Consider the following 25,348-nt stretch of genomic DNA (forward strand, 5'->3'; position numbering starts at 1 on the left):
TTCGGTTTACCCGTAAGTCATTGAGCGGACTGGGGCCAGCTACTGTGCATGGGGTTGTTTTTCAGGTTTTTGTCGGGCCGCGATCACCGCAACACCACCCACGCCGGCGCGTGATCGCTGGCGCCGTCCTCGCCGCGGATCTTCTTGTCGACGCCGGCTTTGGCGAGGCGCGGGGCGAGGGCAGGGCTGAGCAGGAGATGGTCGAGCCGCAGGCCCGCATCGCGCGGCCAGCGGTTCCGCTTGTAGTCCCAGAACGTGTAGATGCGCTCGTCCGGATGCAGCTCGCGGATCGCGTCGCACCAGCCTTGCTCGACCAGCGCGGCAAAGGCTGCGCGGCTCTTCGGCTGGATCAGTGCATCCTTGTCCCATGAGCGCGTCGGATAGATGTCGATCTCGGTGGGCGCAACATTGTAGTCGCCGGCGAGCACCACCGGCAGGTCCTGCTTGATGAAGGTGTTGGCGTGGCGCCGCAGCCGCGCGAACCAGTCGAGCTTGTAGTCGAATTTCGGTCCCGGCTGCGGATTGCCGTTGGGCAGATAAATGCTAGTGACGATGACGCCACGCACGGCGGCCTCGATGTAGCGCGCTTCGAGATCGGCAGGCTTTCCCGGCAAACGGTCGCGCGTCAGCACGGGCTCGGCATTGCGGGCGAGGATGGCGACGCCGTTCCAGGTCTTTTGTCCACGCCACACCGCGCCATAGCCGGTCCTTTCGATGGCGGCCGCCGGAAATTCGCCATCACTTGCCTTCAACTCCTGAAGCGCGACGACATCGGGCTTCGCCATTCGCAGCCATGCCAACAGATTGGGCAGGCGGCGGTTGATGTTGTTGATGTTGAATGTCGCGATCTTCATCTAGAGCTACCGGCTCTGCCTTTCGTCCCCGGAGATACAATGTCCAAGTTGAGCTTTGCCGCTACCGCCTTCATCGTCGCGTTCTCCGGGGCCACGGCACAGTCAGCCGAAACGCGCGGCGCATGCAAGGCGGACTACGACAAATTCTGCGCCGGCATCGCGCCGGGCAGCGGCATCGTCGCCTGTCTCAACGCCAAGCGCGACCAGCTCAGCGCCACCTGCAAGACGGCGCTAGACAGCAGAAAGAAGAAGTAGGTGCGGGTGGTTTAACTTGGCAGCGGCGGCAACGCCGACGGCTGTTCGATCGACGGTGGGGAAGGCGGCTGCCCGGCGTTCGAGGCGGGCTCCGGCTTCGTCAGCGGCTCCTCGACATTGCCACCCTTGTAGACGCGGGCATAGCGGCGGCCGAGGCTGGTCAGCACCTCATAGCCGATCGTGCCGAAATGGTGCGCGAGCTCGTCGACGGTGATGCCTTCGCCGAGCAGCGTCACCATGTGGCCGCGCCGCACCGCGTTCGGCGGCAGATCGGTGATGTCGATCGCGATCAGGTCCATGGAGATGCGGCCCGCGACAGGGCAGCGCTTGCCCGCCACGATGACATCGGCGCCGCGGGTGCCGTCATTGGAGCTGGCGGCGCGGAAATAGCCGTCGGCATAGCCGACTGCGATGATCGCCAGTTTCGTCGGCCGCCGCGCGGTCCAGGTGCCGCCATAGCCGACGGTCTCGCCGCGATCGATGGTGCGGATCTGCACGATGCGCGCCTTGAGGTCGACCACCTGCTGCATGGGATTGTCGGCCTCCGGCGTCGGGTTGACGCCGTAGAGCGCAGCTCCCGGGCGCACCAGGTCGAAATGGAAGGGCGCGCCGAGGAAGATGCCGGAGGAGTTGGCGAGCGCCGCCGGCACGCCTGTGAACTCACTGGCGATGCTGCGGAAGGTCGCGAGCTGTCTGGCATTGATCGGGCTGTTGAGCTGCTCGGCCGAGACCAGATGGCTCATCACCAGCGTGATGCCGTGATCGCCGGCGTTGATGCGGGGGATGATGGCCTGCGCCTCCGAAAGCGTCAGCCCGAGCCGGTTCATGCCGGTGTCGATGTGAACAGCGGCGCCCCCGTTCCAGCCGGTGCGGCGGCAGAACACGTCCCATTCGGCGAGCTCGTTGAGATCGCCGATCACCGGACGGCAATTGATCTTGGCGTAGTGCTCGCCGGTGTTCTGGAAATAGCCGCCGAGCACGTAGATCGTGGGCTCCGGAACGGCGGCGCGCACCTTGCGCGCTTCCTCGATGGTGGCGACGAAGAAGGTCTTGCAACCGGCTTTGCTCAGGGCGCGCGACACCTGCTCGGCGCCGCAGCCATAGGCGTCGGCCTTGATCACCGCCGAACATTCGGCCGGCACCGCGGTCTTCTCGAGCTTGCGCCAATTGGCGATGATTGCATCGAGATCGACGGTCAGCACGCCGCCGAAGGCGGCGAGCGCGGCAGCCTGGTTGGCCTCCGGGGAGAGTGGGCCGGATTGCGGGATCGATTTCGGGGCGGACGCCATTGTCATGGCGTCGTTTTACGCAAGAGACCGGCCCCGTTCAACCCGGGGAACAATCTAGTAGTCGCTGCGGTCCGGCAGCTGGCCGTCATGCGCGAGGTCGCCGAAGCGCGTGACCGAGGCATCGAAGTGCAGCTCGACGGTGCCGGTCGGACCGTGGCGCTGCTTGCCGATGATGACTTCGGCGCGGCCGACCGTGCGTTCCATGTCGGCCTGCCATTTGGCATGCTCTTCGGTGCCGGGGCGCGGCTCCTTCATGGCGAGGTAATATTCCTCGCGGAACACGAACAGCACGACGTCGGCGTCCTGCTCGATCGAGCCGGATTCGCGCAGGTCCGAGAGCTGCGGCCGCTTGTCGTCGCGCGATTCCACCTGACGCGAGAGCTGCGACAGCGCGATCACGGGAACGTTGAGCTCCTTGGCCAGCGCCTTCAGGCTGGTCGTGATCTCCGTGATTTCCTGCACGCGACTGTCGCTGGCGCGCTTGCCCGAGCCCGAGAGCAGCTGGATGTAGTCGATCACCAGGAGATCGAGGCCCTTCTGGCGCTTGAGCCGGCGCGCGCGCGCCATCAGCTGCGCGATGGAGAGGCCGCCGGTGGCGTCGACGTAGAACGGCAGCGACTGCAGCTCGATCGAGACCTGCCGGATCTTCTCGAAATCGGCCTCCGTGATGCCGCCGCGGCGGATGTGGGAGGAGGGAATGCCGGTGCGCTCGGCCACGATACGCGTGGCGAGCTGGTCGGCCGACATTTCGCAGGAGAAGAAGCCGATCACGCCGCCATTGGCGGCCTTCATGGTGCCGTCGGCCTGAAGCTCCGGCACGTAGGCCTGCGCGACGTTGTAGGCGATGTTGGTCGCCAGCGACGTCTTGCCCATGCCGGGGCGTCCCGCGACGATGATGAGGTCGGAATGCTGCAGGCCGCCCATCTTGGTGTCGAGGTCGCGCAGGCCCGTCGAAATGCCCGACAGCTTGCCGTCGCGCTGGAATGCCTTGGCCGCGAGATCGACCGCGACGGTGAGGGCCTGCGAGAATTTCTGGAAGCCTCCGTCATAACGGCCGGACTCGGCGAGCTCGTACAGCTTTCGCTCGGCATCCTCGATCTGCGCCCGCGGCTGGAAGTCGACCGGGGCGTCATAGGCGACGTTGACCATGTCCTCGCCGATGCCGATCAGGTCGCGGCGCAACGACAGATCGTAGATGGTGCGGCCATAGTCCTGGGCGTTGATGATGGTGGTGGCTTCGGCCGCAAGCCGCGCCAGGTATTGTCCGATGGTCATGCCGCCGACATCGGTATCGGCCGGCAGGAACGTCTTCAGCGTGACCGGGGTGGCGATCTTGCCCATCCGGATCAGGCTGCCGGCGGTCTCGAAGATGGTCTGGTGCAGCGGCTCGAAGAAGTGCTTGGCCTCCAGGAAGTCGGAGACGCGGTAAAAGGCGTCGTTGTTGACCAGGATTGCGCCCAGAAGGCTCTGTTCCGCCTCGATATTGTGCGGTGCGCTCCGATAGGCGGGAGTTCCGGCATCGGGCGCGAGTTTGAGAACGTTCGAATCAGTCAGTGCCATGGTCGGACGTGCTTAGCAATTTTCTTGGGCGGATGCGGGGCCGGGATAAAGCGCCGCCGCAGGTCAAAGCGGAAGCAAAAGCTGACCGCTATCAACCGCTCAGTTAAAATGGTGGATGATTAGCAGTCGCAGCACGCGCCGCGCTTGACTGGATTTTGGCGGAACTCGCTCGGCGCAGAGGGCTGTGATCGCGCCGCGGAAAAATCCTGAAACCCGTGAACCCTGGGGGCTGACGCGCAGACCTATCGAGAGGCGCGCAAAATGACGCACGCTGACCGATTTGGCTCGGCTTCAGACCAGCAGGAGGTAGACCAGCGCAACCAGAGCCGCCCCAACGCCGGTGACGATCAGGGCGTAATCGGTGCGGAGGTCGTCCTGCACGTCGAATGAGGTTTGGGTCTCTTTGCTCATGGCGACGGTCTAAGCCAGGCCCGACCAGACTTCTGTGAACCAGATCACATCTCCCCGGATTCTTTCGGGTGTCATGCCGGAACAGGCGGATGGGCAGGGGATTATCTCATTCCCCGCCAACAGGGATACGAGGCGAGCGATGCAGCCAGAACGGCAGCACCAGAACTGGCGAAGCGAGGCCGGCAGCCGGCTTTGGCTGTCGGGGCTGATCGCGGCCATGAAGCACGCGGAGCGGCCCGAGGTGCGTCGCCAGCCGGTCGCCCCCGAAATCCTGCTGGAATTGCGGGCGCAATTGGCGTTAACGGCGTCTTTCCGGACGTCCGGGATTTCGACCCTGCGTCACTAGGATCCGGACCTATTCACCAGCCAGCTTGAGCTTCGGCATGGCCGCGCCCTCCCGGGCCCGCAGCCGGGCTTCTTCCTGCGGGATATAATCGCGGGTCATCGGCACCACGCCCTGGCGACGGGTGATCTGGATCTGGAAGTTCATCATGGCTTGCTTGCGGAACGTCATCTCGCAGGCCGCGAGGTAAAATTCCCACATCAAGGCGAAGCGCTCGTCGTAGAGCTGCACGGCTTCCTCGCGCCGCGCCATGAACCGCTCGCGCCAGGCCTTCAGCGTCTCGGCGTAGTGCAGGCGGAGAATCTCGATGTCGCAGACCAGCAGGCCCGCGCGCTCGATCGCCGGCAGCACCTCCGAGAGCGCGGGGATGTAGCCGCCGGGGAAGATGTATTTGGCGATCCAGGGATTGGTCGAATCCGGGCCCTGCGAACGGCCGATCGAATGCAGCAGCATGACGCCGTCTTCCTTCAGCAGCTCGGCGCAGCGCTGGAAGTAGGCGTCGTAGAATCTCGCCCCGACATGTTCGAACATGCCGACGGAGACGATGCGGTCGAACGTACCTTCGACGTCGCGATAATCCTGGAGCTGGAATCTGGCCGAGCCCGTCAGGCCCTTTTCGGCGGCGCGCGCATTGGCGACCTCCAGCTGCTCAGTCGACAGCGTGATGCCGGTGACGTCGGCGTTCGCGATCTCGGCGAGATAGAGCCCGAGGCCACCCCAGCCGGAGCCGATGTCGAGCACGCGCTGGCCATTGCTGACGAGAAGCTTCGCCGCGATGTGCCGCTTCTTGGCAAGCTGCGCGTCGTCCAGCGACATCTCGGGCGTCTCGAAATAGGCGCAGCTATATTGCTTGTCGGCATCGAGAAAGAGCGAATAGAGCCGGCCGTCGAGATCGTAATGATGAGCGACGTTTTGACGGGAGCGCGGGCGGGGATTGAACTGCTTGAGGTGCCGCGTCAGGTAGCGCAGGTGCCACCACGGCTTTGCCCACTGCGGCAATGGGTCGGGTTGATCGAGCAGGATCGCGAGGGCATCAGCTATGGTGCCGCGCTCGACCACGAACTCGCCGTTCATGTAGGCCTCGCCCAGCCCCAGCTCGGGATTGACGAGGACCCTCCGCTCGGAGTCCGCAGTGACGAAGCGGACTGCGACCGGCTCGCCGGAGCCGTCGCCGACGGTGAACTTCGACCCGCTCGCGCTGGTCACCGTCAACGACCCGCGGCGGATGAATTGGGACAGAAATCGACGCAACAAACGGTCCATCGGCAATCCTCTCGAGCGAACCCGAAAGATGCGACTACCCGGCCTTTATAACTGACGCCCAGGCGCCGCAGCGGTTCCTATGCGTTTGCATTCAAATCTAGCGAGCCGGTTCCGGCTGCGCTAGTTGCACTGTGTTCAAAGTAGATATTCGAAAACCGCTTAATCACATCCTTGCGCGCGGACCTGCTTCCATTCGCGGCTCAATCGGTTAAAAGGTGACCGCCGCCGCGCCGGATGCCGGCTGCATTTGCGGAAATTCAACGGAGATGATGGGAATGTCGAGCCGAGCGCTCAGCCTCGCGACGGTGTTGCTTCTGATTGGCTTCGGTGCGGCTAATTCCGTTCTTGCGCAGGCGACGAACCTCGAGGCTGGCAAGACCCCGTCGCAGCTGTTCTCGCAGACCTGCAATGTCTGCCACAAGAGCCCGCGCGGGCTGCTGAAGTCCGTGTCGCCCGGCTCGCTGCCGGGATTCCTGCGCCAGCACTACACGACGAGTTCGGATATGGCGGGCGTCCTCTCCGCCTATCTGATCTCGAACGGTGCCACCGACACGCGCTATCAGGCCAAGGACGCCAAGAAGGACGGCGCCGCGCCTGAACAACAGGGTCGACGCCAGCGCGCGCAGGATGCCGCGAGGCCGGAAGGCGAGGGCGCTGCTCCTGCCGCCGAGGGTACGCGCCAGAAGCGTGCGGCGCGGCCGGCCGAGGAGGGTGCCAAGCCGGAGGGAGAGGCTGCGCCCGAGGCACGCAAAGGCAAGCGGCGCGCCAAGCCCGGCACGGAGGAAGCCCCGAAGGTCGATGCCGCGGCGCCGGCGACCGACGACAAGAAGAGCGAGCCGAAGCCGGAGTCCGTCAAGCCTGACAGCGCCAAGGTCGAGCCGCGCAGCGAGACGCCGGCGCTGCGGCCCGATCCGGTCCCGCAGGTGACGCCGGCCGCTCCAGCCGCCGCCAAGCCCGCTGAGCCGGCCGCGCCCAAGCCGGTGGAAGAGGCTGCTCCGAAACCTGCCGAGCCGGCTCCCGCGGCCAAGCCGCAGGAACAGGCGCCGCCCGCGACCGCTGCAGCCCCGCCGCCGCCGGCGGCGCCTGCGTCCTCCGGTCCGCCGGTGCCGCCGATCTCGCGCTAAGTCACCCGGATCTTTCGATCGACGATGCGAAGGCCGCGCCCATCCGCGGCCTTCGCATCGACTTGACCGCCATTAGAGTAGTACTCTAGAGTATTGCTCTAGGAGGCGCCATGACGGCGAGCGTACGAGACGATCTGTTGGCGGCCGGCCTTGCCGTGTTCGACCGCGTCGGCTTCGAAGCCGCGACGGTGGCCGCGATCCGCACCCGCGCGCGGGCTTCCAACGGCAGCTTCTTCCACGTCTTCGGTTCGAAGAAAGAACTTGCCGGTGCGTTGTTTCTGGAGGTCCTGCGGCACTATCACGCCGCGATACTGGCCGCGCTCGATCCCGGCCCCGATGCCGAGCAGGGCATCGATCGCCTGATCCGGGCGCATCTCGACTGGGTCGTCACCAGCCGGCGCGAGGCGCGCTACCTCTTCGAGATCTCGCGCAGCGAGTGGGGCGAAGACGTGCGCGACGCCCAGCGGGCGCAGAATGCGCGGCTTGCCGAAGGCATTGAGCGCTGGCGCGCGCCGCTGGTGGCAAGCGGCGAACTTCTGCCGATGACGCCGGTGATGTTCGTCAGCCAGCTGATCGGTCCGGCGCAGATCTTCTGCCGCGCCTTCCTGTCGGGTCGCGAGCGCACCGATCCGCGCATCGAGGCGGACACGCTGATCGCCTGCGCCAATCGTGCGCTGAGGCCGTTCGATCGCATCAACAAGCAATAAGGGGAGATCGCATGCGGGCCGAAGCTGATCCGGAATTTGCGCCGATTGCCGAGCGCATCCACGCCAATATCGGCCGGCAGGGTTTCATGAACCTGGTCGGCGCCGAGCTCTCCGAATTGTCGCGCGGCACCTGCACCATCGCCGTGGAGCGCCGGCCGGAGCTGTTACAGCAGCACGGCTTCTTCCATGGCGGCGTCACCGCCTTCCTGGTCGACAACGCCACTACGATCGCAGCCGCCACGTCGCGCGGCCAGCCGGCGCTGACGGCGGAATACAAGCTCAATCTGTTGTCGCCCGCGGTCGGCGAGAAGCTGATCTGCCGCGCCCGGGTGATCAAGCCGGGCCGCCAGGTCGCGGTGGTCGCCGCCGACGTGTTCTGCGTCAGCGATGGCGTCGAGAAGCATACGGCCACCGCGCTGGCCTCGATCGCGATGCTGAGCGAGGACGTCGCTGCCAATACGAAAAGCCCGGCCGCGTGAGGCAGCCGGGCTTTGATCGGGATCGTCATCCGGGTCTGGTCTTGCGGACCGTCCCGGAATGACGAGTTGAGCTGCTTACTTCTCTTCCGCAGCCGGCGCCGGCGCGACCTCGTCGTGCTGGGCTTCCGGATCGAAGAACTCGCCGGCGGCGGCGATCGCCTCGGCGGCCGCATCGCGATCCTCATTGCGGGTCGAGATGTCCTCGCCGCGGTTGATGCGCTCGGCCTCGTCCTGGCTGCGGGCAACCGTGACGGTGATCTCGACCTCGACTTCGGGATGAACGGCAACGGTGATCGAGTGCTTGCCGATGGTCTTGATCGGCGCGTCGAGCTGGATCTGCGGACGGGCGAGCGAAACGCCGTCGGCTTCGAACGCGAGCACGATGTCACGCACGTTGACCGAGCCGAACAGCTGGCCGGCTTCCGAGGCCTGGCGGATCACGATGATGTTCTTGCCCTCGATCTTCTCGGCGACCTTGGACGCCTCGGCCTTCGAGGCGAGGTTGCGCGCTTCGAGCTCGGCCTTCATGCCGTCATACTTGGCCCGGTTGTCGGCGGTGGCGCGCAGCGCCTTGCCGCGCTTGAGCAGGAAATTGCGAGCGTAGCCGTCGCGAACCTTCACGACTTCGCCCATCTGGCCGAGCTTGTTGACGCGTTCCAGCAAAATGACTTCCATATTCGTTCTCCTTTTGAAGTGCTCTCGAAGGTTTCAGTTTCGGGGTTGAACTCAAGGTGTAGGCAGTGGCGGCGGCTGCCGGCTGCGCAGGAAGCGTTCGCGCAAGCCGAACAAGGCATCCGCAAGCCCAAGGATCACCATCGCGACCACGGGCCATCCGAACACGACCACGGCGGCGTAGGTCGAGCCGAGCCAGAACGTGCGGCCGTTCAGCGCGAGCGTCAGCGTATGCAATACGGCGAAACCGGCCAGCGCATAACTCATCATCAGCGCGGCGGTGGCGATCTGCGCCACGATGCCAAGCAGCCCCCCGGTGAAGCAGAAGGCGAGGGAGATGCACAGCACCACCAGCGTCATCTGCGGCAGCTCGGTGGTCTTGAGGTCCGGCCAGGGACGGCGCAGCCGGCCCGACGTCGCGGTCACCTTGGCGCTGAGCCAGAGGTTGAGAGTGAGCGTCATCGTCGCGGCAATCGTGGCGGCGGCGGGTGCGATGCGCACCAGCGCGTCGACGAACTGGCTGGCTTCGCCCGAAGTTTGCGGGTCGGTGGCGCGCAGGAGGCGCGTCAGGCCACGGCGCAACGTGCCGGTGATGGTCTCCGCGTCGGTCCCGAGAGTGAGCAAAGCGGCCATTGTGGTCAGCGTCGCGAAGCCTGCAATCCAGAGCAGGATGCGGCCGACCGGGTACCACTCGACCTCCGGCTCCGCGGAGGGCGCTGTGCCGGTGGCAGACGCGGCGCTTCCCACCTGACGTCCGAGCAGGACGAGATGGCCGAGCCACCACGCCGGCAACGCGACGGTGACGGCGAAGGCGATGCAGTAGGGCAGGCCGAACAGGGCGCCGAGGCCGATCGCGGCGGCGATGCCACCAATGCTCGCGCAAAGCGGGCCCCAGCCGATCGCGGCGACCATCAGGGGGAGCGGAGCGAGATAGAACAGGACGAGCGCGATCAGCGCCCCCGAGATGATCGAGGCGAACATCAGGGCCGACGCAGCGCCGGCGATCAGGGCTATCAGTCCAAAGGCCATCATCAGCTGTCCCGCTCCCTTCGAGCGGTTAGAGGCGTCGCTTGCCCCAACCATCGGCGACCGGACGACCCGGAAGCCTTATGAGTTCGAAAAGTCGCGACCGGCGGCGCTAGCCGCCACCGGTCGAATTGGTCGTATCAGCGAATGACGTAGGGCAACAGGCCCAGGAACCGCGCGCGCTTGATGGCGCGGGCGAGCTCACGCTGCTTCTTCGCGGACACCGCGGTGATGCGGCTCGGCACGATCTTGCCGCGCTCGGAGACGTAACGCATCAAGAGCTTAGAGTCCTTGTAGTCGATCTTCGGAGCATTGGCGCCCGTGAACGGGCAGCTCTTGCGACGACGGAAAAACGGGCGACGTGCACCAGCTTCAGCCATGATTCTTACTCCCCATCCGTGGTTTCAGCTTCGTCGCGCGGACGGCGCGGACCGCGATCACCGCGGAAACCGCCCTCGCGGTCGCCACGGAAGCCGCCTTCACGCTCGCCGCGGAAGCCACCGCCGCGATCGTCACGCTCGCGATCACGGTCGGCCTTGCGCATCATCGCGGAGGGGCCTTCCTCGAGCTCCTCGACGCGGACGCTGAGATAGCGGATCACGTCTTCGCTGATGCGCTCCTGGCGCTCGATCTCGGCGATCGCCGCGGACGGCGCGTCGATGTTGAGCAGCACGAAGTGCGCCTTGCGGTTCTTGTTCATGCGGTAGGTGAGGGAGCGCACGCCCCAATTCTCGGTCTTGGTGATCTTGCCGCCGAGACCTTCGACGATACCGGTCATCTGCGCAGTCAGTTCTTCAACCTGCTGCGGGCTCGCGTCCTGACGCGCGAGAAAAACATGCTCGTAAAGAGGCATGGTCGTCCTTTCCTCATGTTGGCGCATCGCCCGGCGTCAAACCCTTAAGAGGCCTTCGGAAAGGACTCTGGGATCAAGCTCAGAAGGCGGAAACACGGGACGACGGGCCGACTGGCCCTGCCACACCAAAATCACGAATGATTTGCTGAGACCGTCCGTTCAGCTCCCGGCCGGGGTCTGCGGATGGGCGCCTTATACGGATTTTGGCCGGCTTTGCAAGGTGGAGGGGCATTTTCAAGCCGAGCGGTCCGCCCCTCCAACGGGAACAAGAACCCCATCCTCCAATACCAAGATTCGGCTTGATCTGTTTGTTTGTATAACATACAAATAAATCAGCGAAGAGGATCCCATGGCAGAAGCGTCGGCCGATGCGCCGCTCGAAGCGGCAGGCGACCCCAAGCACGCCGCGCGCGCGACGCGCTCGGCCGGCCGCAAGATGCGGTCACTGCTCCTGGATGCTGCGAGCCCGCTGTTTCGGGAGCGGGGGCTGTCAGGCACGTCGATTACCGACATCGCGGCCGCCGCGGACGCGTTCCCGAGCCAGATCACCTATTACTTCCGCACCAAGGAGGCGCTGTTTGTCGAATGCGCCTGCCGCGATCTGTTGTATCTGGCGCGGGCCACCGAGCAGGCGGCGCTCAAGGCGCGCACGCCCGGGGAATACACCCATGCGCTGGCCGAGACGGTGACGGCGAGCGATTCGGTCGCCTTCTTCGCCGAGGCGCTGACGCTGACGCGGCGTCGCCAGGATCTCGCGCCACTGGTGGAGCGTACCATCGAGCGCCTGCACAGCGAGGGTACGCGCGCTTATGCGGGGCAGGTCGCGCGGCACGGCTGGCGCTCGCTGCGCGCGCCCGACGAAAGCTCGCGGCGGTTCTGGGCCGTCGCCATCGGCGTCATTCTCGAGGGCTACGCGATGGGCCGCTCGCCCGAGGCGCTCTGCGCCGAGATGCTGCGCGTGCTGGGCGAGCAGGCGAAATCCACTGAAGACACCGCCCGCCTGCGTCTCGTCGAGGCGCGCGAGGCATCCGACAATTCCAATGGAAAGGGTTAGGCCATGACCGCGCTTCGCATGCGTGCCCGCGATTTCCTGACCGACGATCAATTGGCCGAGGTGCGCCAGCGCGCGACGTGGAAAGGCGCTGCGCTGATCGCGCACGCCTGGACGCTGATCATTGCAGCCATCGCGCTGGTCGCGTGGTGGCCCAATCCGCTCACCTATATCTTCGCCGTCGCCATCATCGGCTCGCGCCAGCTCGGCCTTGCGATCCTGATGCATGACGGCGCACATGGTTGCCTGTCCGCCGACGAGAAAACCAATCTGACGCTGAGCCAGTGGTTCTGCGCCTATCCGCTGTTTGCGGAGACGCGCAGCTACCGGCGCTATCACCTTCAGCACCATGCGCGCACCCAGCAGGAGGACGACCCCGACCTCGTGCTGTCGGCGCCGTTTCCGATCACCAAGTTGAGCTATCGCCGCAAGTTCATCCGCGACATCACCGGGCAGACCGGCTACCAGCAGCGCAAGGCGCAGTTGCTCAACGCGCTCGGGCCAAAGGACTGGTCATGGCGGCAGCGCGCAGCGCATTTCTGGGAGATGCTCGGCCCGCAATGTGTGGTCAACGGGATCATGTTTGCCGCGCTCGCCGCGGCCGGCGTGTGGTGGGCCTATCCGCTGCTCTGGCTGGTGCCGCTCTTGACGTGGATGATGGTCATCACCCGCATCCGCAATATCGCCGAGCACGCCGTCGTCCCCGATAGCAGCGACCCCTTGCGCAACACGCGCACGACGCATGCCAATTTTCTCGAGCGCCTGTTCATCGCGCCGTATTACGTGAACTATCACCTCGAGCATCATCTGTTGTTCTACGTGCCCTGCTACAATCTGCCGAAGGTGCACCGGCTGCTGAGTGCGAGCCGGTACGCCGATCGCATGGAAGTGCAGCCGAACTACGCTTCGGTGCTGCGGCTGGCCACGGCAAAGCCGAACCGCGAGGATCGGCCGGGGCAACTGGTGAACAGTGCGCGCCGAGCGCGGGCAGGAGCGGACGTCGATGCCAACCAGACCGCCGGCGGGTTTTGAGGGGCTTATTCCCCGTTGAATGCTGCTCCAAGTTCCCGTCTCGGCTTGACAGTGCGGCCCCGGACGGTGTCTACGGCCCCCTTTGGAGCATGATCCGGAACCATGGCCCAAGGAACCACGGCCTAAGGCCGGGCGTAAATCGGCTGCCGGTTCAGAACAGGGATCATGCCTGACAGCAGGGAGCGCCGATGACGGCTGCATTCACATTTCCTGGGCAGGGTTCCCAGGCTGTCGGCATGGGCAAGGCCCTGGCCGACGCCTTTCCGGTGGCGCGCGCCGTATTCGACGAGGTCGATGCCGCGCTCGGGGAGAAGCTGACGGCCATCATCTGGGAAGGTCCGGCCGAAACTCTCCAACTCACCGAGAACGCCCAGCCGGCGCTGATGGCCGTGTCTATCGCGACCTTGCGCGTGCTCGAGGCCGAGGCTGGTTTTTCCGTGGGACGAGACGCGGCCTTCGTCGCCGGCCACTCACTCGGTGAATATTCGGCGCTCGCGGCGGCCGGCAGCCTGACGGTTTCGGATACCGCGCGTCTGCTTCGCACCCGCGGTCTCGCAATGCAAAAGGCGGTCCCGGTCGGCGCCGGCGCGATGGCCGCGCTGCTCGGTCTCGACTACGAGGCCGCCATGGAGGTCGCGGGCGAGGCGGCGCAGGGGCAGGTCTGCCAGGCCGCCAACGACAATGGCGGCGGCCAGGTCGTCGTCTCCGGCGACAAGGCTGCGGTCGATCGCGCCGTCGAGATCGCCAAGGCCAAGGGCGCCAAGCGCGCGATGCTGCTGCCGGTGTCCGCCCCGTTCCATTGCAAGTTGATGCAGCCGGCTGCGGATGCCATGGCGGAGGCGCTGTCGAAGGTTACGATCAAGGCGCCGGCCGCCCCGCTGGTGTCGAACGTGCTGGCGAGCGCCATCACCGATCCCGACGAGATCCGCCGCCGCCTGGTCGAGCAGGTCACCGGCACGGTGCGCTGGCGCGAGTCGGTGGCTTACATGGCCGGGCAGGGTGTCACCCGCTTCTTCGAGATCGGCGCCGGCAAGGTGCTGACCGGTCTCGTCAAGCGTATCGCGGACGGTGCCGTCGGCATTGCGGTCGGCGGCCCGAACGATATTGCCGCCGCCAAGGATGCATTGGCCGCTGCGAAGCAGGCTTAAAGGAGTCCATCAATGTTCGATCTGACTGGCCGAAAGGCGCTCGTCACCGGCGCGACCGGCGGCATTGGCGGCGCGATCGCGCAGGCGCTGCACGCGCAGGGCGCCACCGTCGCCATTTCAGGGACGCGCAAGGAGGTGCTGGACGAGCTTGCCGGCAAGCTCGGCGAGCGCGCCCACGTGCTGCCCTGCAATCTCTCCAAGGCCGATGAGGTCGAGGCGCTGGTGCCCGCTGCGGAAGCGGCGATGGGCCAGGTCGACATTCTCATCGCCAATGCCGGCATCACGCGCGACAATCTCTTCGTGCAGCTTCGCGACGAGGACTGGGACGAGGTTATTAACGTCAATCTGACCGCGACCTTCCGCCTGGCGCGCGCCGCGACCAAGCTGATGATGCGCAAGCGCTTCGGCCGCATCGTCGCCATCACCTCGGTGGTCGGCGTCACCGGCAATCCCGGGCAGGGCAATTATACGGCGTCGAAAGCCGGCCTGATCGGCATGATCAAGACGTTAGGGGCCGAATACGCCAAGCGTGGCGTGACCGCGAACTGCATCGCGCCGGGCTTCATCAAGACGCCGATGACCGATGCGCTCAACGACAAGCAGCGCGAAACGATTCTCACCAAGGTTCCGGCCGCCCGCCTGGGGACGCCCGAGGACATCGCAGCGGCCGCCGTCTATCTGAGCTCGAACGAAGCAGCCTACGTCACCGGGCAGACCATCCACGTCAACGGCGGCATGGCCATGATCTGACATCTCGTGCCGCGTCGCCTGTCACGGCGGTGCGGCATGCGGCAAACGGCCGTTTCCGGAGCGAAATGAGGCTTGTAGTCAAGGCAATTGAAGTATGATAACCGGACCTCCAACGGATGGGCAAAGAACGCCATTGCAGGTTTTTGAAACCCTGTATATTGGCGATGCGGAGCCTTTGGCCGTCGTTCGCCGGGGCCTCCATCGGTTAGGATGGGCCAAATCAAAGTTCGTAAGCGAAGGCAGTCAAACGACCACGACGGCTCGTATCGTCCCGGGGGGTCGGGTCTACAGGGAACAACACGAGGTTAAGCAATGAGTGACATTGGCGAGCGGGTTAAGAAGATCGTGGTCGAACACCTTGGTGTTGAACCCGAGAAGGTTGTCGACAACGCGAGCTTCATCGACGACCTCGGCGCCGACAGTCTGGATACCGTCGAGCTGGTGATGGCGTTCGAAGAGGAATTCGGTTGCGAGATTCCGGACGACGCTGCGGAAACGATTCTCACCGTCGGCGACGCTACGAAGTTTCTCGAGAAGAACGCGAAGAGCTAAGGCTCTTCAATTTCGCGGGGACAACATTGAAACCGGACGGGCCGCTTCGCAGCGGTCAGCCGGTTTCTTGTTATTGGCCGTGAATCTTTCGATGCGGAGTTTTCGGATATGAGGCGGGTTGTCGTCACGGGTCTCGGCATGGTCTCGCCACTCGGCTGTGGCGTCGAGCCGACCTGGAAGCGCATCCTCAACGGCGAAAGCGGTGCGCGCAGGATCGAGAGCTTCGATGTCTCCGATCTGCAGACCAAGATCGCCTGCACGGTCGTGCGCGGCGACGGCTCGAACGACAGCTTCAATCCGGACAAGTGGATGGAGCCGAAGGACCAGCGCAAGGTCGACGACTTCATCATCTTCGGCATGGCCGCGGCCGGTCAGGCGCTCGACGACGCCAACTGGCATCCCGAGACCGAAGAGGACAAATGCGCGACCGGCACCATGATCGGCTCCGGCATCGGCGGCCTCAACGGCATCGCCGATACCGCGATCCTGCTGAAGGAGCGCGGGCCGCGCCGGGTGTCGCCGTTCTTCATTCCCGGCCGCTTGATCAATCTCGCCTCCGGCTACGTCTCGATCGCGCACGGGCTGAAGGGGCCGAACCATTCGGTGGTCACGGCATGCTCGACCGGCGCGCATGCGGTTGGCGATGCCGCCCGCCTGATCGCGCTGGGCGATGCCGACGTGATGGTCGCGGGCGGCGCCGAGTCGCCGATCAGCCGCATCGGCATCGCCGGCTTCAACGCCGCGCGCGCGCTGTCGACCGGTTTCAACGAGACTCCCGAAAAGGCCTCGCGTCCCTACGATAAGGACCGCGACGGCTTCGTGATGGGCGAGGGAGCCGGCGTCCTCGTGCTGGAGGAGCTGGAGCACGCCAGGCAGCGCGGCGCGAAGATCTATGCCGAGGTGATCGGCTATGGTCTGTCGGGCGATGCCTATCACATCACCTCGCCGTCGCCCGACGGCGATGGCGGCTTCCGCAGCATGTCGGCCGCGCTCAAGCGTGCCGGGCTGACGCCGTCCGATCTCGATTACATCAATGCGCACGGGACCTCGACGCCGCTCGGCGACGAGATCGAGCTCGGCGCGGTCGAGCGTCTGCTCGGCAACGCCGCCTCCAAGGTCGCGATGTCCTCGACCAAGTCGTCGACCGGCCATCTGCTCGGCGCGGCCGGTGCGATCGAAGCGATTTTCGCGATTCTGGCGATTCGCGATAATGTCGTGCCGCCGACGATCAATCTCGACAATCCGTCGGTCGAGACCGCGATCGATCTCGTGCCGCACAAGTCGAAGCAGCGTGAGGTCAACGTCGCGTTGTCGAACTCTTTTGGTTTTGGCGGTACCAATGCGTCGGTGATCGTCCGGCGCCTAGTCAGTTAGTTTGTGTTTGAGACGAATCCACCGTTTTGCCGTATTCGGCGATAGTCATGGACGTGGGCGCGTGCGTTTTTGGCAGGGCAAGCGATTGTCGGGCCGCTATTGAACCGGCAGGATTCAGGTTGTTTCGATGAGTGAAAGGCCGCCCATTTCACCCCGGAGTCCGCGGGCCGCGCTCGAGCCCGAGCAACTTCCGCCGCCGCCCAAGCGGTCGGACCGCGCGCGCAATCCGTTCGTCGTCGTCGGCAACGCCATCATCACGCTTCTGCTGATCGCCATGCTCGGCGCCGGCGGCGTCTATTATTACGGCCGCCAGGTGCTCGAGGCGCCCGGACCGCTGAAGGAGGACAAGATCGTCAACATCCCGCAGCGTGCGGGCAAGCGCGACATCGCCGAGACGCTGAACCGGGAAGGCGTGACTGACGTCAATCCCTGGGTGTTCATCGCCAGCGTCGCCGCGTTGAAGGCGAGCTCGGACCTCAAGCCGGGTGAGTATTCCTTCCAGAAGAACGCCTCGCTGCGCGACGTCATCGGCACCATCGTCGAGGGCAAGGTGGTGCAGCACGCCGTGACGATTCCCGAAGGCCTGACCTCCGAGCAGATCGTGGCGCGGCTGTCCGACAACGACATCTTCACCGGCAGCGTGCGCGAGCTGCCGCGCGAAGGCACGCTGCTCCCGGAGACCTACAAATTCCCGCGCGGCACCCCGCGCGAGCAGGTGGTCCAGCGCATGCAGCAGGCGCACAAGCGTGTGCTGTCGGAGATCTGGGAGCGCCGCAATCAGGACATTCCGGTCAAGACGCCGGAGCAGCTGGTCACGCTGGCGTCCATCATCGAGAAGGAAACCGGCAAGGCGGACGAGCGCAGCCGCGTCGCCGCGGTGTTCGTCAACCGGCTGAAGCAGCGGATCAAGCTGCAGTCCGATCCGACCATCATCTACGGCCTCGTCGGCGGCAAGGGAACGCTGGGCCGGCCGATCAAACGCAGCGAGATCACGCAGCCCTCGCCCTACAACACCTATGTGATCGACGGCCTGCCGCCGGGCCCGATCTCCAATCCGGGCCGCGCCTCGCTCGAAGCTGCCGCCAACCCGGCCCGCACCCGCGACCTCTATTTCGTCGCCGACGGCACCGGCGGGCATGCCTTCACCGAAACCTACGACGCGCACCAGAAGAACGTCGCCAAGCTCCGCGCGATGGAGAAGCAGATCCAGAACGACACGGTCGAGCCGCCCGAGGACGCGCAGCCGCCGGCCGTTGCCGCGCCTGGCGCTGCCGACGCGCCGACCGCGGCCACGCCGGCACGGCCCAATCAGCAGAAGAGGCCGCCGGCAGCACGCCCGGCTGCTCCAGCCAATCCCCCACCGGCCCGGCAGGGCGCGGTGCAGGGCTCGCCGCCGGTGGTTCAGCGCTGAGTCTTGCGCGCAGATCGGCTTGCGGACATTGCCGATTCCACTTTCCGGCAAAATAGTCTTAAGATTCGCGTGGCTTGATAGCCTCGCGAATCCCGTGTTCCTGGAGAATTTGAACTGATGGCGCTGTCGTCCATGACCGGCTTTGCGAGATGCCACGGCGCAAGCGGGCCGTATACGTTCGAATGGGAGTTGAAGTCGGTCAATGCCAAGGGCTTCGACTTGCGCGTGCGGCTGCCGCAGGGGTTTGATGAGCTCGAGGCCCATGCCAAGAAGCGCGCGGGCGAGCTGCTCTCGCGCGGCACCGTCTATGCCAATCTCACCGTCAAGCGCACCAATGCCGCCGCCACCGTCCGCATCAACGAGGACGTGCTCAACGCGGTGCTGAAGGCCGCCGCGCTGATCTCGGGGAAGGTCGACGCGGTGGCGCCGAGCATCGACGGCCTGCTCGCCATCAAGGGCGTCGTCGAGGTCGCCGAGCCCGAGGGCGACGAGGAGGAGGACAAGGCGGCGCGCACTGCTGCCGCCGAGGCCTTCGACAAGGCGCTCGACGAGCTCGTTGCGATGCGCAAGCGCGAGGGCACTTCGCTTGGGCAGATCCTGACCCAGCGCGTCGACGAGATCGAGCGGCTGGCGAAGAAAGCGGAGGCCGCGCCCGGCCGCAAGCCGGAGGCGATCAAGGCGAAGCTCGCTGAGCAGATCGCAGCGCTGCTCGACACCTCCGACCGTTTCGACTCCGACCGCCTGATGCAGGAGGCGATCCTGATCGCGACCAAGGCCGACATCCGCGAGGAGCTCGACCGCATCGCCTCCCACATCGCGCAGGCGCGCGAGCTGATCGGCAAGGGCGGCCCGATCGGGCGCAAGCTGGATTTCCTGGCGCAGGAGTTTCACCGCGAGGTCAACACCTGCTGCTCGAAGTCGAACGACATCGAGTTGACCAACACGGGCCTCGCCATGAAGAACGTGGTCGAGCAGTTCCGCGAGCAGGTGCAGAATCTGGAGTGATCGATGACGACGGGCGGTCACGGAACTGACGGTGTCGAGCGGCGCGGATTGATGTTCGTGCTGTCCTCGCCATCGGGCGCGGGCAAGACGACGCTGTCGCGCATGCTGATCGACCGGATGCCGGGCTTGAAAATGTCGGTTTCTGCGACCACGCGCGCGATGCGGCCGGGCGAGGTCAACGGCAAGGACTATACGTTTGTCGATAAGGCGACGTTCGATGCCATGGTGAAGGCCGACGAACTGCTGGAATGGGCGACGGTGTTCGACAACAGCTATGGTACGCCGCGCGGCCCCGTGGATGCGGCGTTGTCGGCCGGCCAGGATGTGCTGTTCGACATCGACTGGCAGGGCACCCAGCAATTGAAGCAGAAGGCGCGCGCCGATGTCGTCAGCGTCTTCATCCTGCCGCCCTCGGCCGCCGACCTCGAGAAGCGCCTGCATTCGCGCGCGCAGGATTCCGACGAGGTGATCCGCAAGCGCATGAGCCGCGCCAGCGACGAGATGAGTCACTGGGCCGAGTACGACTACATCGTGATCAACCACGCGGTCGACGAAGCCTTCGCCGAGGTGCAGTCGATCCTCAAGGCCGAGCGTCTCAAGCGCGAGCGGCGGATTGGCCTCGTAGGCTTCGTGCGAAGTTTGCAAGGTCAGCTTCAAGGTTAGGCCGCGACAGGCGCGGCCCTTCCTTCGCCAGCTGCTCCAGCATCGTCGTGATCGCGTCGACATCGACGGCATCGGTATCCCGACCTGCCGGCGCGTCATCGCGATCCGCCTCAATTTCGTTGGCGGCAAGCTTGGGTGCAGCAGCCCGATCGAACAACTTGATCTCGACCTTGTCGCTTCTGGACTCGACCGGTTTTGCGGCCGGAGCGGCGGCACGTTGCCTGCGTGCGTCGATCAGCTCGATCTCGCGGCCGATCGCGGCGAGTTTCGTCGCCTGTCTGGTCGGTTGCGGACGTGCCGCATCGAAGTCGATCGGGCGGGGCGGCTGGGCGGCGGCCGGCGGTGAATCGCGCCAGGGCGCGTGGCTTCCGTCATGGTCCTGCGGCGCCCAATCGTCCCAATGCCCGCGGCGGTCGGCGGCCCTGGCGCGGACGCGTCCGCCGGCGAAGCGGTAGATGACGCTGGCGAGGATGCCGGCGAGCGCCAGCGCACCGCCGATCACAAGCATCAGCATCTGCAGCGAACCGCCGGACTTGTCAGTCGTGCCATCGGCCGCGAGCGGGAGCGGAGCAGGGGATTTTGACAGCTTCGCGTTTGGCTGCGCGGCTGCTGCAACCGTGGTTTCCGCCGGCTGATGCGCTGGCGCGGTGGACGCTGTGGAGGCCTCGGGCCAGCGCGCGGTCACGGCCGGCTGCTGCGCGTTGGTTTCGGCGACGCTGCTCGGCGTCTGCGGCGCGACCGCGGGTGCATTCGCTGCAGCCGGCGCGGGCGCGGCCATGTTCGGCGTGCCCGCTGCGGCACTCGTCTGCGGCGCGATATATTCCGCGCGCGCGTTCTGCACGGCCTGCGGCGGTGCTGCATCCGGCTCGGATGTATCGGTCGTCGCCTGCGCGGTCTGTGCGGCTTTGCCGCCTGCGGCGCGCAGATACCAGCACTTGCGCTTCGTCGTGCGATCGAGGCGGTAGTACCAGTGCTGGCCCTGCGGCGTGGCATCCTTCGGCGAAGCCAGGCAGTCGGGCGCCGCGGCGGCCGTGCTCGATGGCGTCGGCGCGTTCTGCGATACCGCGGCCAATGGCGCGCCCGCGAGGATGCTGGCGACGAGGGTCGAAATGAACTTTGCGGCGCGGTTGCCCATCCTGGTCTCCCGGTTACGCATGACGCAACTCTCAACGAGCCCCTTCTCGTCAAAGACTTGGGTGGCAATGAGCCGCAAATCCGGAGAGGATGTGGCTTGAATCGGGCCTGCGCGACGTTCGTTCCGCCCCCGGATGAGACTCTCCGAACGTCACGATCAGAGTTCCACGCCACGACCTGAGCCGGTTGACACGATCATAAGTCAGTACTAATCATTAGTGGTAACTTATGACAGGTCGAACAAGCGTGGCATGGGGCGGGGAGTGTCTATGGCTAAGGACAGCGCACAACTGGCCGCACTCGGCGATCCCACCCGCAGGCGGATCTTCGAGCTTGTCGGTGCACGGCCACGCACGGTCGCCGAGATCACGCGACAGCTGCCCGTGTCCCAGTCGGCCGTCTCACAGCATCTCAAGGTGCTGCGCGAATCCCGCTTGGTTCGTGCAGAGCCGAAGGGCGCCAGCAACGTCTATTACGTCGATCCGGCGGGACTCGGCCAGATGCGAGCCTGGCTCGACCGGTTCTGGAGCGACACGTTGGCCGCTTACAAACTAGCCGTCGAAAAACCATCGGAGGGATCCAGATGAACACACGTGTATCGATTGCGCCCGTCAAACATTCCATCGTCGTCGAGGCGCCGATCGAGCGCGCGTTCAAGGTCTTCACCGAAGACTTCGGCAGCTTCAAGCCGCGCGAGCACAATCTGCTCGCCGTTCCCATCGCAGAGACCGTATTCGAACCTCGGGTGGGCGGAAGCATTTATGATCGGGGGATCGACGGCAGCGAATGCCGCTGGGCGCGCGTGTTGGCGTTCGAACCACCCAATCGAGTCCTCTTGAGCTGGGACATCAGCCCGCGCTGGCAAATCGAGACCGATCCCGCCAAGACGAGTGAATGGGAGGTCCGGTTCATTGCGGAGACACCAAGCCGGACCCGCTTGGAGCTGGAGCACCGTCACCTCGATCGGCATGGCGAGGGCTGGGAAGGCGTCCGCAGCGGCGTTGACAGCGATCAGGGTTGGCCGCTCTATCTGCGGCAGTTTGCCGAACTGATTGCCGCCAAGCGTTGACGCGCTTCCTTCCGACGCCGCGTCATGACGAGGAGAGGCCCTGTCGGGCCTTGCTCCGATCGGGCCCGGAAACTTCTCACCTCCGCAGCCGTTATTTCGCGGCTGAGGAGACGTCATGCCGGTCAAGGATCAGATCAAGAACTTCGCCAAGAAGCTGGTAGAGGAGCAGCCCGATGCAGCGACGCTGCGGGGGCTGGTACGGGCCCGCAAGCCCACGGCCATGCACTTTCGCGATGACGGCATCGTGCCGAACCATCCGCGCTTCCCGGCGCTGCTCTATCGCGGCGCGGTGAAGCTGAACGGTCGGCGCTTTCCGCCCGAGGTCGTCATCGACACGCTGTTCGACACCAATGGCTGGGGCCGGTCGTGGCGCGACACCGTGTACGACTTCGTCCACTATCATTCGCAGATCCATGAAGTGATGGGCGTGGCGCGCGGCACGGCGAGGATCGAGTGCGGCGGGATCAAGGGCCGCATCCTGAAACTGAAAGCCGGGGACGTGCTGGTCCTGCCCGCGGGCACCGGCCACCGGCTGATCGAATCCAGCCGGGACTTTATGGTCGTCGGCGCCTACCCGCAGGACGGCACCTATGACGAGTGCACCGACACACGCCAGCGTCCCGACGCGGTCAAGCGCATCGCCAAGGTCCGCAAGCCGAAGACGGATCCCGTGCTGGGGAGCGGCGGACCGCTGCTCGCCGCGTGGCGGTCCGCTCAGCTTAGATAATCAGGCGAGAAATCCGCAAGTCTGCGCAGCTCGTCGGGCTGGAGCAGTTCGATCTCGCTGCCGTCCCAGGCGATCAACCCGCGATGCCTCAGCTCCTGGATGGTGCGGTTGACGTGGACGATCGACAGTCCGCAGGCGTCCGCGACGTGACGCTGCGTCATCGGCATCTGGAAGCAGTTGCGCTTGACGAGGCCGACGATCTCCAGCCTTGCGGCGAGCTCGCAGATGAGGTGCGCGACCTTGGGCAGCGCCGCCTGCGCGCCGAGGCGGGCGATCCATTGCCGCGAGATGGCCGCGTCGATCAGCGTCTCGCGCCAGAAGACGCGGGTCAGGTGGATCGAGCTGTCGAGCAGCTGGCGGAGCTGGCTGTGGGCGACGGTGCCGACGATGGTCGGGCCGAGCCCCACGAGATCCGCGTCCATCGGCGAGACCAGCAGCGTGTGCAGGCATGGCATGTCGCCGGGAACATGGAAGGCGAGGGTCTGGCTGCGATCGCCGACGATGCGCGACTGGTAGAGAAAGCCGCTGACGACGAAGACGCAGCGGCTCGCGGCCTCACCCTGGCGCAGCACGATCTCGCCATCCGCGACCTGGCGCAGCGTGGACGGCAAGCCCGCGATCTGGCGGCGCTCGTCCTCGGACAGGCCTTCGATCGTCTGCAGACGGACGATGAATTTCGGATGTGGCATGGGCCTCGCGTGCAGCTTCAGCCGTCCCGCGGCACGGACGCCTCGGCCAGGCGACGCGACAGTTTCGCAAGCGTCCAGTCGGAAACCGGCACGGAGCGGAACTCGCGGATGGCGCGAGCGAGCTCCTGATCCGACATCGGCCGGACCGGCTCCCTCAGCGTTCCCTTCAGCAAGGCGTCGCTGATGCTGTCCAGATGCTCGCCGGCATCGGATGCGAACAGGCGCCGGATGCGCTCCAGGAGAGTGGTGCTTTTCATGTTAAGGCCGGCTGGTCCGAATGGGGGATGGGGTGGCTGCGATCGATGCGTCGCAAGCCGGTTAGCAACCTGTGCTTCCGATCTGCGTTCTAGTCCGCTGAACGCAAGCCGGACGTATCATTTGATAGAACCGGCGCGATTTTTGGCGGCTCCATGGAAAAAGCTCACGACGTGCTGATACGGAACCTCGGCGAGCACACCGGGCTCGCAGAGGAGGATATGGGCGAGATTCGCGCGTTGACCTTCATGCTGCGCGATTTCGCACCCAATGAGGATTTCATCCGTCAAGGCGACGAGCCCGAGCATTCCGCTTTGGTCGTCTCCGGCATGGTTGCCCGCTATCACCTGCTCGGCAGCGGGCGGCGGCAATATCTGGCGTTCCATCTCACCGGCGACCTTCCGGATGCGCAGGGGTTGTTCATCGACCAGATGGATCACGGGCTCAGTGCGCTCGGGCCGGCGTCGGTGGCGTTCATCCCGCACCGCGAATTGTTCATCGCGTTCCGGCGGCGGCCGACCTTCGCCCTCGCGGTCTGGCGCGAGACGCTGCGCGATGCCGCGATCTTTCGCGAGGCCATCACCAACAACAGTGCCCGGCCGATGCAGACCCGCATGGCGCACTTGTTTTGCGAGCTGTTTTACCGCGCCCGCGCGGCGCAGCTGGTGCGCGGCAATCGTTGCCGCATGCCGATCAGTCTCACGCAACTCGGCGAGACGCTCGGCATGGCGATCGCGACGGTGAACCGGACGCTCGCCGATCTCAGGCGCAGCGGCGCGATGGATCTTCGTGATGGCGAGCTGGTCGTGCTGAAATGGCGCGAGCTGCAGCGGCTCGGCGATTTCAGTCCGACCTATCTGCATCTGAAGCGGCAGTCGCCGCCGCATGCGTGAGGCGGAGGCATCAACCCTCCGCGGGTGCCGCTCCACCGCGCACCTCGTGGAAATGCTTCTTCACCCAATCGTTACAGCAGCAGGCTCTCGCTTCGAGCGCTGCTGCGTCGAGGATCAGGATGGCGCCGCGGCGGGTCGCGAGGATGCGCCGCGCCTTGAACATCTGGATGACGCGGCTGGCATAGCTGCGGGAGACGCCCAGCATGCCGGCGAGCTGCTCGTGGGTGAGAGGAATCTCGGCTCCGCCGATATGTTCCTGCGCGGACATGATCCACTTGGCGGCCCGCTGCTCGATCGAATGCGCAGCGTTGCAAGCCGCAGTCTGCAAGAGCTGCGCGAACTGGCAGTCGGCATAGCGCGCGAAGGCCTCCTGGAGCGTCGCCGATCTCTGCTGCGCCTGCTCGAGCGCGCGCAACGGCAGCCGCACCAGGGTGCCGCCAAACTTCACGACCATGCGCGGATAGGCGAGCGAAGGGCTGGGGCCGGCGGCCATGCCGACCGCGCCCTCGCGCCCCACCAGCAGGCTTTCGACCTCGCGATCGTCCTCGACCGGCACGGCGAACGACACCAGCGCGGGACCGCATGGAAAATGGACCGCGGCGACGTCGTCGCCGGCGTGATGCAGGACGTAGCTCGCCTCGACGTCGATCGGCTGGAGGTGAGGCGCGAGCAGTTCGAAATCCTGATGATTGAGCTGCCGGAGCAGATCGTTCTGGGGCCGACCGGTCACATTGTGTTCTCTTGGGCGGGCCGGGAATC

General features: G+C 65.5%; 30 protein-coding genes. 18 read left to right on the plus strand and 12 right to left on the minus strand.

Annotation, left to right across the window (positions count from 1 at the left end):
• Positions 1-83 precede the first annotated feature (83 nt).
• Positions 84-854: an exodeoxyribonuclease III gene (locus N2605_RS14480; protein WP_109144012.1), complete on the minus strand. Its 771-nt coding sequence runs from the start codon at positions 852-854 to the stop codon at positions 84-86.
• Positions 855-893: 39 nt separating this feature from the next.
• On the opposite strand from N2605_RS14480, the gene N2605_RS14485 reads away from it, so the two are divergent.
• Positions 894-1,109: a cysteine rich repeat-containing protein gene (locus N2605_RS14485; protein ID WP_128262008.1), complete on the plus strand. Its 216-nt coding sequence runs from the start codon at positions 894-896 to the stop codon at positions 1,107-1,109.
• Between the two features lie 11 nt (positions 1,110-1,120).
• On the opposite strand, the gene alr is transcribed toward N2605_RS14485, so the two are convergent.
• Entirely contained in the window at positions 1,121-2,398 is a 1,278-nt protein-coding gene (gene alr, locus N2605_RS14490) for an alanine racemase (protein WP_260347445.1), read from the minus strand.
• 54 nt (positions 2,399-2,452) lie between these two features.
• Positions 2,453-3,958: a replicative DNA helicase gene (locus N2605_RS14495; RefSeq protein ID WP_036000744.1), complete on the minus strand. Its 1,506-nt coding sequence runs from the start codon at positions 3,956-3,958 to the stop codon at positions 2,453-2,455.
• 445 nt (positions 3,959-4,403) lie between these two features.
• On the opposite strand from N2605_RS14495, the gene N2605_RS14500 reads away from it, so the two are divergent.
• On the plus strand, positions 4,404-4,715 hold the full coding sequence (locus tag N2605_RS14500; RefSeq protein ID WP_225133024.1) for a hypothetical protein: 312 nt from the start codon (positions 4,404-4,406) through the stop codon (positions 4,713-4,715).
• 9 nt (positions 4,716-4,724) lie between these two features.
• Here N2605_RS14500 and N2605_RS14505 read toward each other — a convergent pair whose 3' ends face one another.
• The gene (locus N2605_RS14505; protein ID WP_225185928.1) at positions 4,725-5,975 is read right to left on the minus strand and encodes a cyclopropane fatty acid synthase; all 1,251 of its coding nucleotides are present in this window, start codon (positions 5,973-5,975) and stop codon (positions 4,725-4,727) included.
• A gap of 275 nt (positions 5,976-6,250) precedes the next feature.
• On the opposite strand from N2605_RS14505, the gene N2605_RS14510 reads away from it, so the two are divergent.
• From N2605_RS14510 to N2605_RS14520, 3 genes are all read left to right on the plus strand, one after another.
• On the plus strand, positions 6,251-7,099 hold the full coding sequence (locus N2605_RS14510) for a hypothetical protein (RefSeq protein ID WP_225112257.1): 849 nt from the start codon (positions 6,251-6,253) through the stop codon (positions 7,097-7,099).
• 110 nt (positions 7,100-7,209) lie between these two features.
• Positions 7,210-7,806: a TetR/AcrR family transcriptional regulator gene (locus tag N2605_RS14515; RefSeq protein ID WP_225112258.1), complete on the plus strand. Its 597-nt coding sequence runs from the start codon at positions 7,210-7,212 to the stop codon at positions 7,804-7,806.
• Between the two features lie 11 nt (positions 7,807-7,817).
• Positions 7,818-8,285, plus strand: coding sequence for a PaaI family thioesterase (locus tag N2605_RS14520; RefSeq protein WP_225112259.1), 468 nt, complete (start codon positions 7,818-7,820; stop codon positions 8,283-8,285).
• Between the two features lie 75 nt (positions 8,286-8,360).
• Here the strand turns inward: N2605_RS14520 and rplI are convergent, their stop codons facing one another.
• The 4 genes from rplI to rpsF form a co-directional block, all read right to left on the minus strand.
• On the minus strand, positions 8,361-8,960 hold the full coding sequence (gene rplI, locus N2605_RS14525) for a 50S ribosomal protein L9 (protein ID WP_036000730.1): 600 nt from the start codon (positions 8,958-8,960) through the stop codon (positions 8,361-8,363).
• A 51-nt stretch (positions 8,961-9,011) separates the two neighbouring features.
• Complete coding sequence (locus N2605_RS14530; RefSeq protein ID WP_057028958.1) at positions 9,012-9,989, minus strand: DUF2232 domain-containing protein; 978 nt, start codon at positions 9,987-9,989, stop codon at positions 9,012-9,014.
• 134 nt (positions 9,990-10,123) lie between these two features.
• Positions 10,124-10,363, minus strand: coding sequence for a 30S ribosomal protein S18 (gene rpsR, locus N2605_RS14535; protein ID WP_007592020.1), 240 nt, complete (start codon positions 10,361-10,363; stop codon positions 10,124-10,126).
• A gap of 5 nt (positions 10,364-10,368) precedes the next feature.
• On the minus strand, positions 10,369-10,836 hold the full coding sequence (rpsF, locus tag N2605_RS14540; protein WP_025035823.1) for a 30S ribosomal protein S6: 468 nt from the start codon (positions 10,834-10,836) through the stop codon (positions 10,369-10,371).
• Between the two features lie 349 nt (positions 10,837-11,185).
• Between rpsF and N2605_RS14545 the strand changes: the two genes are divergently transcribed.
• From N2605_RS14545 to gmk, 9 genes are all read left to right on the plus strand, one after another.
• Positions 11,186-11,890, plus strand: coding sequence for a TetR/AcrR family transcriptional regulator C-terminal domain-containing protein (locus tag N2605_RS14545; protein ID WP_036000718.1), 705 nt, complete (start codon positions 11,186-11,188; stop codon positions 11,888-11,890).
• Between the two features lie 3 nt (positions 11,891-11,893).
• Positions 11,894-12,919 carry a fatty acid desaturase family protein gene (locus N2605_RS14550; protein WP_036034039.1) on the plus strand — a complete coding sequence of 342 codons (1,026 nt, stop codon included), beginning with the start codon at positions 11,894-11,896 and terminating at the stop codon, positions 12,917-12,919.
• 188 nt (positions 12,920-13,107) lie between these two features.
• Positions 13,108-14,067, plus strand: coding sequence for an ACP S-malonyltransferase (fabD, locus tag N2605_RS14555; protein ID WP_109144010.1), 960 nt, complete (start codon positions 13,108-13,110; stop codon positions 14,065-14,067).
• A 12-nt stretch (positions 14,068-14,079) separates the two neighbouring features.
• Complete coding sequence (gene fabG, locus N2605_RS14560; protein ID WP_025035827.1) at positions 14,080-14,817, plus strand: 3-oxoacyl-[acyl-carrier-protein] reductase; 738 nt, start codon at positions 14,080-14,082, stop codon at positions 14,815-14,817.
• Between the two features lie 312 nt (positions 14,818-15,129).
• The gene (locus tag N2605_RS14565) at positions 15,130-15,369 is read left to right on the plus strand and encodes an acyl carrier protein (protein WP_008551805.1); all 240 of its coding nucleotides are present in this window, start codon (positions 15,130-15,132) and stop codon (positions 15,367-15,369) included.
• A 108-nt stretch (positions 15,370-15,477) separates the two neighbouring features.
• Complete coding sequence (gene fabF, locus N2605_RS14570) at positions 15,478-16,743, plus strand: beta-ketoacyl-ACP synthase II (protein WP_260347134.1); 1,266 nt, start codon at positions 15,478-15,480, stop codon at positions 16,741-16,743.
• Between the two features lie 127 nt (positions 16,744-16,870).
• Positions 16,871-18,154: an endolytic transglycosylase MltG gene (gene mltG / locus N2605_RS14575; RefSeq protein ID WP_036000702.1), complete on the plus strand. Its 1,284-nt coding sequence runs from the start codon at positions 16,871-16,873 to the stop codon at positions 18,152-18,154.
• A gap of 117 nt (positions 18,155-18,271) precedes the next feature.
• Positions 18,272-19,159 (plus strand): YicC/YloC family endoribonuclease, encoded by an 888-nt coding sequence (locus N2605_RS14580; RefSeq protein WP_260347135.1) that lies wholly within the window; start codon positions 18,272-18,274, stop codon positions 19,157-19,159.
• A gap of 3 nt (positions 19,160-19,162) precedes the next feature.
• Positions 19,163-19,822 carry a guanylate kinase gene (gene gmk, locus N2605_RS14585; RefSeq protein ID WP_036000695.1) on the plus strand — a complete coding sequence of 220 codons (660 nt, stop codon included), beginning with the start codon at positions 19,163-19,165 and terminating at the stop codon, positions 19,820-19,822.
• On the opposite strand, the gene N2605_RS14590 is transcribed toward gmk, so the two are convergent.
• A complete protein-coding gene (locus N2605_RS14590; RefSeq protein WP_260347136.1) occupies positions 19,755-20,957 on the minus strand; it encodes a hypothetical protein in 1,203 nt (400 codons plus the stop codon). The two genes, gmk and N2605_RS14590, sit on opposite strands and share 68 nt — an antisense overlap.
• 268 nt (positions 20,958-21,225) lie before the next feature.
• On the opposite strand from N2605_RS14590, the gene N2605_RS14595 reads away from it, so the two are divergent.
• From N2605_RS14595 to N2605_RS14605, 3 genes are all read left to right on the plus strand, one after another.
• Positions 21,226-21,543 carry an ArsR/SmtB family transcription factor gene (locus N2605_RS14595; protein ID WP_036000689.1) on the plus strand — a complete coding sequence of 106 codons (318 nt, stop codon included), beginning with the start codon at positions 21,226-21,228 and terminating at the stop codon, positions 21,541-21,543.
• Positions 21,540-22,025, plus strand: coding sequence for an SRPBCC family protein (locus N2605_RS14600; RefSeq protein WP_036000685.1), 486 nt, complete (start codon positions 21,540-21,542; stop codon positions 22,023-22,025). Before N2605_RS14595 ends, N2605_RS14600 begins: the two co-directional genes overlap by 4 nt.
• 115 nt (positions 22,026-22,140) lie before the next feature.
• Positions 22,141-22,752 carry a cupin gene (locus tag N2605_RS14605; protein WP_036000681.1) on the plus strand — a complete coding sequence of 204 codons (612 nt, stop codon included), beginning with the start codon at positions 22,141-22,143 and terminating at the stop codon, positions 22,750-22,752.
• Here the strand turns inward: N2605_RS14605 and N2605_RS14610 are convergent.
• Both N2605_RS14610 and N2605_RS14615 read right to left on the minus strand, forming a co-directional pair.
• The gene (locus N2605_RS14610) at positions 22,740-23,441 is read right to left on the minus strand and encodes a Crp/Fnr family transcriptional regulator (RefSeq protein WP_036022712.1); all 702 of its coding nucleotides are present in this window, start codon (positions 23,439-23,441) and stop codon (positions 22,740-22,742) included. The genes N2605_RS14605 and N2605_RS14610 overlap by 13 nt on opposite strands.
• Positions 23,442-23,458: 17 nt before the next feature.
• The gene (locus N2605_RS14615; RefSeq protein ID WP_036000675.1) at positions 23,459-23,698 is read right to left on the minus strand and encodes a hypothetical protein; all 240 of its coding nucleotides are present in this window, start codon (positions 23,696-23,698) and stop codon (positions 23,459-23,461) included.
• Positions 23,699-23,851: 153 nt separating this feature from the next.
• Between N2605_RS14615 and N2605_RS14620 the strand changes: the two genes are divergently transcribed.
• On the plus strand, positions 23,852-24,589 hold the full coding sequence (locus tag N2605_RS14620; RefSeq protein WP_036022714.1) for a Crp/Fnr family transcriptional regulator: 738 nt from the start codon (positions 23,852-23,854) through the stop codon (positions 24,587-24,589).
• A gap of 10 nt (positions 24,590-24,599) precedes the next feature.
• Here the strand turns inward: N2605_RS14620 and N2605_RS14625 are convergent, their stop codons facing one another.
• Positions 24,600-25,319, minus strand: coding sequence for a Crp/Fnr family transcriptional regulator (locus tag N2605_RS14625; protein ID WP_260347137.1), 720 nt, complete (start codon positions 25,317-25,319; stop codon positions 24,600-24,602).
• Positions 25,320-25,348: the final 29 nt, after the last annotated feature.

Source organism: Bradyrhizobium yuanmingense, assembly GCF_025200905.1.
GTDB classification, from domain to species: Bacteria; Pseudomonadota; Alphaproteobacteria; order Rhizobiales; family Xanthobacteraceae; genus Bradyrhizobium; species Bradyrhizobium yuanmingense.

Bases quoted from the DNA above. Each gene is read 5' to 3' on its own strand.
- N2605_RS14480 (WP_109144012.1), bottom strand. From the start codon at position 854: ATGAAGATCGCGACATTCAACATCAACAACATCAACCGCCGCCTGCCC.
- N2605_RS14485 (WP_128262008.1), top strand. From the start codon at position 894: ATGTCCAAGTTGAGCTTTGCCGCTACCGCCTTCATCGTCGCGTTCTCC.
- alr (WP_260347445.1), bottom strand. From the start codon at position 2,398: ATGGCGTCCGCCCCGAAATCGATCCCGCAATCCGGCCCACTCTCCCCG.
- N2605_RS14495 (WP_036000744.1), bottom strand. From the start codon at position 3,958: ATGGCACTGACTGATTCGAACGTTCTCAAACTCGCGCCCGATGCCGGA.
- N2605_RS14505 (WP_225185928.1), bottom strand. From the start codon at position 5,975: ATGGACCGTTTGTTGCGTCGATTTCTGTCCCAATTCATCCGCCGCGGG.
- N2605_RS14510 (WP_225112257.1), top strand. From the start codon at position 6,251: ATGTCGAGCCGAGCGCTCAGCCTCGCGACGGTGTTGCTTCTGATTGGC.
- N2605_RS14515 (WP_225112258.1), top strand. From the start codon at position 7,210: ATGACGGCGAGCGTACGAGACGATCTGTTGGCGGCCGGCCTTGCCGTG.
- N2605_RS14520 (WP_225112259.1), top strand. From the start codon at position 7,818: ATGCGGGCCGAAGCTGATCCGGAATTTGCGCCGATTGCCGAGCGCATC.
- rplI (WP_036000730.1), bottom strand. From the start codon at position 8,960: ATGGAAGTCATTTTGCTGGAACGCGTCAACAAGCTCGGCCAGATGGGC.
- N2605_RS14530 (WP_057028958.1), bottom strand. From the start codon at position 9,989: ATGATGGCCTTTGGACTGATAGCCCTGATCGCCGGCGCTGCGTCGGCC.
- rpsR (WP_007592020.1), bottom strand. From the start codon at position 10,363: ATGGCTGAAGCTGGTGCACGTCGCCCGTTTTTCCGTCGTCGCAAGAGC.
- rpsF (WP_025035823.1), bottom strand. From the start codon at position 10,836: ATGCCTCTTTACGAGCATGTTTTTCTCGCGCGTCAGGACGCGAGCCCG.
- N2605_RS14545 (WP_036000718.1), top strand. From the start codon at position 11,186: ATGGCAGAAGCGTCGGCCGATGCGCCGCTCGAAGCGGCAGGCGACCCC.
- N2605_RS14550 (WP_036034039.1), top strand. From the start codon at position 11,894: ATGACCGCGCTTCGCATGCGTGCCCGCGATTTCCTGACCGACGATCAA.
- fabD (WP_109144010.1), top strand. From the start codon at position 13,108: ATGACGGCTGCATTCACATTTCCTGGGCAGGGTTCCCAGGCTGTCGGC.
- fabG (WP_025035827.1), top strand. From the start codon at position 14,080: ATGTTCGATCTGACTGGCCGAAAGGCGCTCGTCACCGGCGCGACCGGC.
- N2605_RS14565 (WP_008551805.1), top strand. From the start codon at position 15,130: ATGAGTGACATTGGCGAGCGGGTTAAGAAGATCGTGGTCGAACACCTT.
- fabF (WP_260347134.1), top strand. From the start codon at position 15,478: ATGAGGCGGGTTGTCGTCACGGGTCTCGGCATGGTCTCGCCACTCGGC.
- mltG (WP_036000702.1), top strand. From the start codon at position 16,871: ATGAGTGAAAGGCCGCCCATTTCACCCCGGAGTCCGCGGGCCGCGCTC.
- N2605_RS14580 (WP_260347135.1), top strand. From the start codon at position 18,272: ATGGCGCTGTCGTCCATGACCGGCTTTGCGAGATGCCACGGCGCAAGC.
- gmk (WP_036000695.1), top strand. From the start codon at position 19,163: ATGACGACGGGCGGTCACGGAACTGACGGTGTCGAGCGGCGCGGATTG.
- N2605_RS14590 (WP_260347136.1), bottom strand. From the start codon at position 20,957: ATGGGCAACCGCGCCGCAAAGTTCATTTCGACCCTCGTCGCCAGCATC.
- N2605_RS14595 (WP_036000689.1), top strand. From the start codon at position 21,226: ATGGCTAAGGACAGCGCACAACTGGCCGCACTCGGCGATCCCACCCGC.
- N2605_RS14600 (WP_036000685.1), top strand. From the start codon at position 21,540: ATGAACACACGTGTATCGATTGCGCCCGTCAAACATTCCATCGTCGTC.
- N2605_RS14605 (WP_036000681.1), top strand. From the start codon at position 22,141: ATGCCGGTCAAGGATCAGATCAAGAACTTCGCCAAGAAGCTGGTAGAG.
- N2605_RS14610 (WP_036022712.1), bottom strand. From the start codon at position 23,441: ATGCCACATCCGAAATTCATCGTCCGTCTGCAGACGATCGAAGGCCTG.
- N2605_RS14615 (WP_036000675.1), bottom strand. From the start codon at position 23,698: ATGAAAAGCACCACTCTCCTGGAGCGCATCCGGCGCCTGTTCGCATCC.
- N2605_RS14620 (WP_036022714.1), top strand. From the start codon at position 23,852: ATGGAAAAAGCTCACGACGTGCTGATACGGAACCTCGGCGAGCACACC.